Source organism: Streptomyces sp. NPDC059398 (assembly GCF_042751845.1).
Classification (GTDB): domain Bacteria; phylum Actinomycetota; class Actinomycetes; order Streptomycetales; family Streptomycetaceae; genus Streptomyces.
The window spans coordinates 1-7,113 of the sequence record NZ_JBHYWP010000174.1; the positions used below are offsets into that span (position 1 = coordinate 1).

Sequence of the window (7,113 nt, forward strand, 5' to 3'; positions counted from 1 at the left end):
GCGACCACCGGTACGGCGACCACCGACGCGGCGACCAGTCACACAGCGACCACCGGCACCGCCGCAGGCCACCGTATGCGCCGCCGATGGCGTCCCGTGCTCGCGACCGCGGTCGCGGTGGCGGCGATCGGCGGGGGAGCCGCCCCGCTGAACGCGGGCGGCATCGGGGGGAACAACGACGGCGACAAGGGCAAGCACCTCGTGGCGCCGGCTGCCGCGCTTCCGGACGGTTTCAGGTCGTGGCGCACGACCGTGCAGGGCGGCCGCAAGGACATCCCGGACGAACTTCGCTGTGTCGCGCACGGCGACGCGCTGTTCTGCGGGGGAGGCGGCGTGGTCGCGACGCGGATCAGGGCATCGGACGGGTCGCGGGTGTGGACAGCGAAGAGTCCGGGCGTCCCGGTCCAGGGCATGCATCTGGTGGGCGCCACCGACGACACGGTGCTCGGTTACCGCTTCGCCCCCGAGGGCACACCGCAGAACTCCACCAGTGAGGTCGTGGCCCTCGACGCGCGCAGCGGCCGGGAGTTGTGGTCCACGCCGTCCGGCGCCCAGTCGCAGGCTGTCACCGGGCGGAGTCAGGACGCTCTGGTGGTCGGCTCAACCGTCGTGACGGTCGACGCCTCCGACTCCCGCTTCGAGACCCGGGACGCGCACAGCGGCAAGGTCGCCCGGACAACACCGTTCCCGGCGGGCAAGCAGTGCGCTCCGGTCGCGGTGGGCGCGCAGCTCTTCGCGATGTGTGCGCCGGTCGGGGAGATCAACGACCTGAAGGTGCGCCACTCCGCCCTGTACCCCGTCGACCGGGCATCGGGGGCGCTGGGCAGGCCCATCGCGGTCAGGGGCCCCGCCGTGCCGGTGGGCGTCGCCGACGGCAGGCTCGTCCTCCTCCAGGAGCACATGGAGGGCGCGGCGCTGGCCGGTTACGACGGGGTGGCGCGGGTCGACCCGGCCTCGCGGAAGGTCACGTACTCCCGGCTGGCCAGGACGTACGAGGGGACTCCCGGTATGGCGGACGGCACCGTCTGTGTGAGCGGGCAGACCGGTCTCGTCTCGGCGTTCGACCCCGCGACCGGCCGGAAGAAGTGGTCACGGCAGACGGCTGTGGAGGGTGCGTCGGGTCCGGTGGCCGGAGGCGGCGCGCTGTACTTCAGCTCGGCCACCGGCCGGGTGGTCGCCCTCTCGCCCCAGGACGGGAAGCCGCTCTGGTCGACGGACCCGCGGGCCGACGGTTCGACGGGGGAGCAGGGCGCGAGCCCGCGTGTGACCGTGGCGGGGCGTGCGGTGGTCGTCGCCGCCGCCCGGAACACGCTCTTCGCCTTCGACGCGCGGAAGCCGCCCAGGTCCGGCTGACCGGGGCGGCACCGGCCGCTGACAGCCCCTCGGGTGCGGATGCCTCAGTGTCCGTCCGCTCGATCCGGCGGCGCTTCAGAAGGGTTCGCCGGGGCAGGGGGCCGCGACCGCACGGATCCCGACCAGCGTTTCAGGGCCGGCGAGTCCGCCGATGCCGGGCTGGGCTCGGCTGCCGGTCTGCGGCTGCACTTCAGGCGAGGCTCACCACCCCCACCACCCCCGGTGCACCTTCATGCGCTGGCCTCCGTGGCGCGGGCCGCCTCCGAACAGAGATGAATAGGGTGGAGCCCATGTCCACCACAACGCCCAGTCAGCCGCCCGCCGTTGACCCCGCAGAGCTGCTCGCGGACCCGCACGCGGTGTACGCACGGCTCCGCGAGGCCGGACCCGTCCACCGCGTCGCCGGAACGGACGGGCTTCCGGCCTGGCTGGTCACGCGCTACGACGACGTACGCCAGGCCCTCGCCGACCCCCGGCTCTCCCTCGACAAGCGCCATGCCAAGCCCGGCGGCTACCGCGGGCTCTCGCTGCCGCCGGCGCTGGACGCGAACCTGCTCAACATGGACCCGCCGGACCACACCCGCATCCGGCGCCTGGTGTCCCGGTCGTTCACCCCGCGCCACATCGCCCGCCTGCGCGAACCCATCAGGGAGACCGCTCACTCGCTGCTCGACGCCATCGAACCCCACGGTCGCGCCGACCTGATCGCCTCCTACGCCGCACCAATGCCGATCACCGTGATCTGTGATCTGCTCGGCGTGGCCCCACACGACCGCCGGGACTTCCGGTCATGGACCGACGCCCTCATCGCTCCGGACCCGGCGGAACCGGGCAAGGCGAAGGAGGCCGTCCGCAGCATGCTGGCCTTCTTCACCCAGCTGATCGCCGACAAGCACGCCACGCCTGCCGACGACCTGCTCTCCGCCCTGATCGCCGTACGCGACGACACGGACCGGCTGAGCGAGGACGAGCTCATGTCCCTGTCCTTCCTGATCCTTTTCGCCGGGTACGAGAACACCGTCCACCTGATCGGAAACTCCACCCTGGCCCTGCTCGGCAACCCCGGCCAACTGGACGCGCTCCGTGCCGATCCCGGCCTGCTGGGCGGTGCGGTCGAGGAGCTGGCCCGCTACGACGGTCCCGTGCCCCTGGCCATCCGGCGCTTCCCCACCGAGGACATCACCATCGGCGGGGTCGGTGTCCCGGCCGGTGAGACCGTCCTGCTGTCCCTGGCCGCCGCGCACAGGGACCCGCGCCGCTTCACCGATCCCGACCGGCTCGACATCGGCCGTGACACCACCGGGCATCTCGCCCTCGGTCACGGCATCCACTACTGCATCGGCGCACCGCTGGCCCGGATGGAGACCGAGATCGCTCTCTCCGTACTCCTCGACCGTTTCCCCGCGCTGGCCCTGGACGTCGCCCCGGACGAACTGCGGTGGCGACCGTCGATGCGCGCCCGCGGGCTACTGGCCCTGCCGGTGCGCTACTGACCACGAGGCAGCCCTCCGCCACCACGGGCGGGCCGCTGCGCCCGGTCGGCGAGACCGAACTGCCGGCCGCCGCGCCGACCGGATGCGCGCCGACGCCCGTGCGGCCCTGGCCTGGCTGACCGCCGAAGCGCTGTTCGGCCGGGGCCGCGCCTGTGTGCGAGCGGCAGCACCGGTGCCTCGCAAGGGGTAGCGAGCGCGAACCCACCCGGCCCGGCGGCTCACCGGGCCCTTGCGGACCGGGCCGGTCGGTACGGCCCACCCCTCTTGACGCTGCATCAACTCCCTTCTACGGTGACGCACCATCGGCATTACATCGATGCAAAGCGCCAACCCAGGGGCATGAAGAGCGGTGCCGCCGACGTCCGTACGCAGTTCCGCGCACCACCCCTTCGCATTCCGCCCCTCGTAGTCCCCCCACAGTGCGAAAGCGGTCCGCCGAGAAGGAGCCCCTCATGCGCACGCAACACCACAGAACCGCAAGCCCCTTGCGCCTCCTGCGTCTGCTCGGGGTGCTGACGGCGTTCGGCCTGATCCTGGCCTGCACGGGCGCTGTACGGCCCGCCACCGCCGCGGCGGCCCCGCAGCACACGTCCGCAGCCGCCCCGCGGACCACCACGGCGCCGGCCCCGATGGCCACCGCCACGGGTACGTTCCGCAATCCGCTCAACACCGGCCCGGACCCGTTCATGACGTACTGGAACGGGAACTACTACCTGACCACCACGCAGGGCAACAGCATCCGCATGTGGCGCTCGCCGTCCCTCAGCACCCTGCTCACCGCCGACCCCGTCACCGTCTGGACCGACAGCGACAGCTCACGGAACCAGGGCATCTTCGCCCCCGAGTTCTACCGCTTCGGCAACCGCTGGTACCTCTACTACACCGCTGACGACGGCGTCGACGACCACCACCGGATCTACGTCGCGGAGTCCGACGCCGACGACCCGGCGGGCTCCTACCACTTCAAGGCGGAACTGGCGCCGCCCAACCACGCGTCCGACTTCGCCATCGACCCCGGCATCCTCCAGCACAACGGCCGCCTCTACCTGGCCTACAGCGGTATCAACCAGTACCAGCACAACGGGCTGAACCTCGCGCCCCTGTCGAATCCGTACACCGTCTCGGGCGACGCGGTCGCCATCGACGGGGCCGGCGGCTGCCCCGAGGTCCGTGAGGGGCCGGAGTTCCTCTACCGCAACGGACGCACCTGGATGACCTACTCCACCTGCGACACCGGGAAGCCGGACTACCAGATCTGGATGATGTCCCTGCCCTCCGACGCCGACCCGCTGGTGCCAGGCAACTGGACGCAGCATCAGGGCCCGGTCTTCTCCCGCGCGGACGACCACGGGGTCTTCGGCCCCGGCCACCACACGTTCTTCCGGTCGCCGGACGGCACCGAGGACTGGATGGCGTACCACGCCAAGACCACATCGGCCAACACCTACAGCGACCGCACCACCCGCGCGCAGCGCATCGGCTGGAACGCCGACGGGAGCCCCGACCTCGGCCGCCCGCTCGCGACGGGCGCCACCCAGGACCTCCCCTCGGGTGACCCCGGCCCCGGCGCCTACTGGATCAACGACGACGGCCGCTCCAACGGCGACGGGACCGTCGCCTACACCGGTTCCTGGAACTCCGGTACGGGCTGCGCCGCCCAGTGCTTCTGGGGCGACGACCACTGGAGCGACGGCGCGGGAAACACCGCCACGTACACCTTCACCGGCACCCGGATCGCCCTGCTCTCCGTCCGTGACACCGGCAACGGCTACGCGAGCCTGAGTATCGACGGCGGCGCCGCGAAGCGGCTGGACTACTACGGCGCGATCCGCACCGGCGAGACGCTCCAGTTCATCAGCCCGAAGCTGCCCTACGGGAAGCACACGCTCCGGGTGCAGGTGACCGGGGAGCATGACGGGCAGTCCCAGGCGTCCTACGTGAGTGTGGACCGGGCGGAGGTCTATGTGAACTGACGCCCGCGGGGAACGGAAGGAGGGGTACGGGAACATCCGGTTCCCGTACCCCTCCGGTGCGAGCCCGGTGCGAGCCGATCAGCGGCCCGCCGCACCGGGGCTCAGCTCAGTGCAGGGTGAACTTCTGTGCCGCCGCGCCGTTGCAGTCCCAGATCCGCAGATGGGTGCCGTTGGCGGTCGCGCCGTTGGGGGAGTCGAGACAGCGGCCCGACTGGGGGTTGAACAGCGAGCCGTCGGAGCGCTGCTGCCAGACCTGCCCGCCGACCCCGTTGCAGTCCCACAGTTCGACCCCGGTGCCGTTGGCCGTGCCGTTGCCGTCGATGTCCAGGCATCTGCCGATCGTGCTCAGGGAGCCGTTGGTGTGGTGATGCCAGTACTGGTCCTCGGCGTAGGACTGGCAGTTCCACAGCTGGACGGCGGCGCCGTTGGTGCCGGTGTCGTCCGCCGCGACATCGACACACTGGCCGCCAGGACCGGTGATGGTGCCCTGGGGTCCGTTGGGTACGTCCGTCTCGCCCGAGTAGCCGGCCGAGACGACATTGGCCTGTACGGCGTTCTCGGCCGCGTCGGTCGGGTAGCCCGCGACCATCACCCCTTCGAAGAAGGTGCCCATGTTCCAGTTGCTGTTGTCCCCGCCCGTGCCGAGGATGATCCCGCCCTCCTGGTGCATCGGTGCGTAACCGCCGCGGGTCGGCAGGGCGCCGTCCCACCAGGTGGAGAGGGACCCGGACTGTGCGTTGGCGCCCTTGAGCGCGTACGTCGTCTGCCCGTTGTTCTTGAGCATGGCCGTCACATACGGGCTCTTGTTCCCGGCGTTCCTGGTGTTGGAGCCGTTGTCGCCCTGGAACATGCCGTTCTCCATGTCCGCCTCGACCCAGGGGCCCGAGCCGGTGCACGGCTGGAAGTAGCACGTGGTGGCGATGGACACCGCGTCCATATGGCCGTTGCCGGTGTCGGCCGGGGTGCTCTCGGCGTTGCCGTAGTCGAAGCAGCAGGCGGAGCCCACATGGGTGCCGCTGGCCACCATGTAGGCGCCTTCGGCCCGGCCGTTGACGGCGGTGCCGGATGCCGCCCCGTCGGAGCGGTATCCGACGCCGGGTGAGATCCAGATGCCGTACACCTTGTGGCCGCCGGCCGTGACCGCGATCTCGCTGGCGTCGGCCCCGCGGTCGGCGCCCATGCCGGAGGTGCCGGCCGGGCCCGGGACGAGGTCGTTGTGGCGCGAGGTCTGGTCGTAGACCTTGGTGATGCGGCAGGTGGTGTCCTGGCAGAACGTGTCCTGCTGGGCGGCGTTGGCGTAGCCGCCCTGACTGAGCAGGCCGATGTCCGACCGGGCGCCGTCCGAGGCCCGGGTGACCTGGTAGAGGGGCCCGTTGTACGAGGACAGCAGGGCGCGTGTGGTGCTGTGCGCCGCGACGCACGGGGTACCGGCGGCGCCGTAGGTGTCGCAGGGCAGCGAACCGGCCGCCTGTGACGCCGATGGCAGTCCGATCAGGGCGCCGAGGACGAGCCCGAGAGCTGCCACGGCGGACAGCAGAAGTCTGCGGAGACGCGGAGCCGGGGCCCCCGCGGGGCGGTGGGAACCGGGTTCCGCTGCGGCGTATCTCTTTTCGCGCATGGTGTGCTCCCAGTGGTTGTGGTGGGGATCGGAGCTCAACCTGCCGATGCGGCACAGGAGTTCATGCCGCTCGACGCCTTCGCCGGGAAGCTACGCGCACGCACCGTCGACGTCAATATTTGTTGCTTTGGCTTTTTTTCCATCCTTGTAACGGGTCAGAATCTGTTGACTTTCGTGTGGGAGAGGCGGAGGGGAGTCAGGTTCGCCGCCGTGGCTACCGTTGCCCCAGCACCCCGCAGAACCGACCTCTGGAGACCCCCGTGCCCGTACCCCTCGGCGACGACGTGGTGGCGCTGCTGCGCCGCCCCAGCACCTGCTACATCGCCACGACGATGCCCGACGGCTCACCCCAGCTCACGCAGACCTGGGTCGACACCGACGGCGAGTACGTTTTGATCAACAGCGTCGAGACGCATCAGAAGACCCGGAACATCGCGCGCGACCCACGGGTGGCCGTCGCGGTCGCCGACCCCGCGGAGCCCGCCTCCTACGTCCAGATCCGCGGCCGTGTGGTGCGGGTGACCACCGAGGGGGCGGTCGACCACATCGAGGCGCTCGCGCAGAAGTATCTCGGCGGCCCCTACCCGTGGTTCGGCGGCCGCGACCAGGTGCGGGTGATCTATGTGATCGAGCCCGAGCGGGTCAGCAGCCCCCGCGGCTGACGGGCCACGGGGGC

The 7,113-nt window shown here is 71.0% G+C and carries 5 protein-coding genes; 4 read left to right on the top strand and 1 reads right to left on the bottom strand.

Going from position 1 to position 7,113, the window contains the following annotated elements; all coding sequences use genetic code 11:
* From ACFXBC_RS34415 to ACFXBC_RS34425, 3 genes are all read left to right on the top strand, one after another.
* Nucleotides 1-1,353: PQQ-binding-like beta-propeller repeat protein (locus tag ACFXBC_RS34415; RefSeq protein ID WP_385033822.1), on the top strand; the 1,353-nt coding region annotated here is incomplete at its 5' end.
* Between the two features lie 290 nt (nucleotides 1,354-1,643).
* Nucleotides 1,644-2,846 (top strand): cytochrome P450, encoded by a 1,203-nt coding sequence (locus tag ACFXBC_RS34420; protein ID WP_385033825.1) that lies wholly within the window; start codon nucleotides 1,644-1,646, stop codon nucleotides 2,844-2,846.
* Between the two features lie 452 nt (nucleotides 2,847-3,298).
* Entirely contained in the window at nucleotides 3,299-4,819 is a 1,521-nt protein-coding gene (locus tag ACFXBC_RS34425; RefSeq protein ID WP_385033827.1) for a glycoside hydrolase family 43 protein, read from the top strand.
* 106 nt (nucleotides 4,820-4,925) lie between these two features.
* Here the strand turns inward: ACFXBC_RS34425 and ACFXBC_RS34430 are convergent, their stop codons facing one another.
* Nucleotides 4,926-6,344: an arabinofuranosidase catalytic domain-containing protein gene (locus ACFXBC_RS34430; RefSeq protein WP_385033829.1), complete on the bottom strand. Its 1,419-nt coding sequence runs from the start codon at nucleotides 6,342-6,344 to the stop codon at nucleotides 4,926-4,928.
* Nucleotides 6,345-6,697: 353 nt separating this feature from the next.
* Here ACFXBC_RS34430 and ACFXBC_RS34435 point away from each other — a divergent pair, with 353 nt between their 5' ends.
* Nucleotides 6,698-7,099 (top strand): PPOX class F420-dependent oxidoreductase, encoded by a 402-nt coding sequence (locus ACFXBC_RS34435; RefSeq protein ID WP_385033832.1) that lies wholly within the window; start codon nucleotides 6,698-6,700, stop codon nucleotides 7,097-7,099.
* The last annotated feature ends 14 nt before the right edge of the window (nucleotides 7,100-7,113 follow it).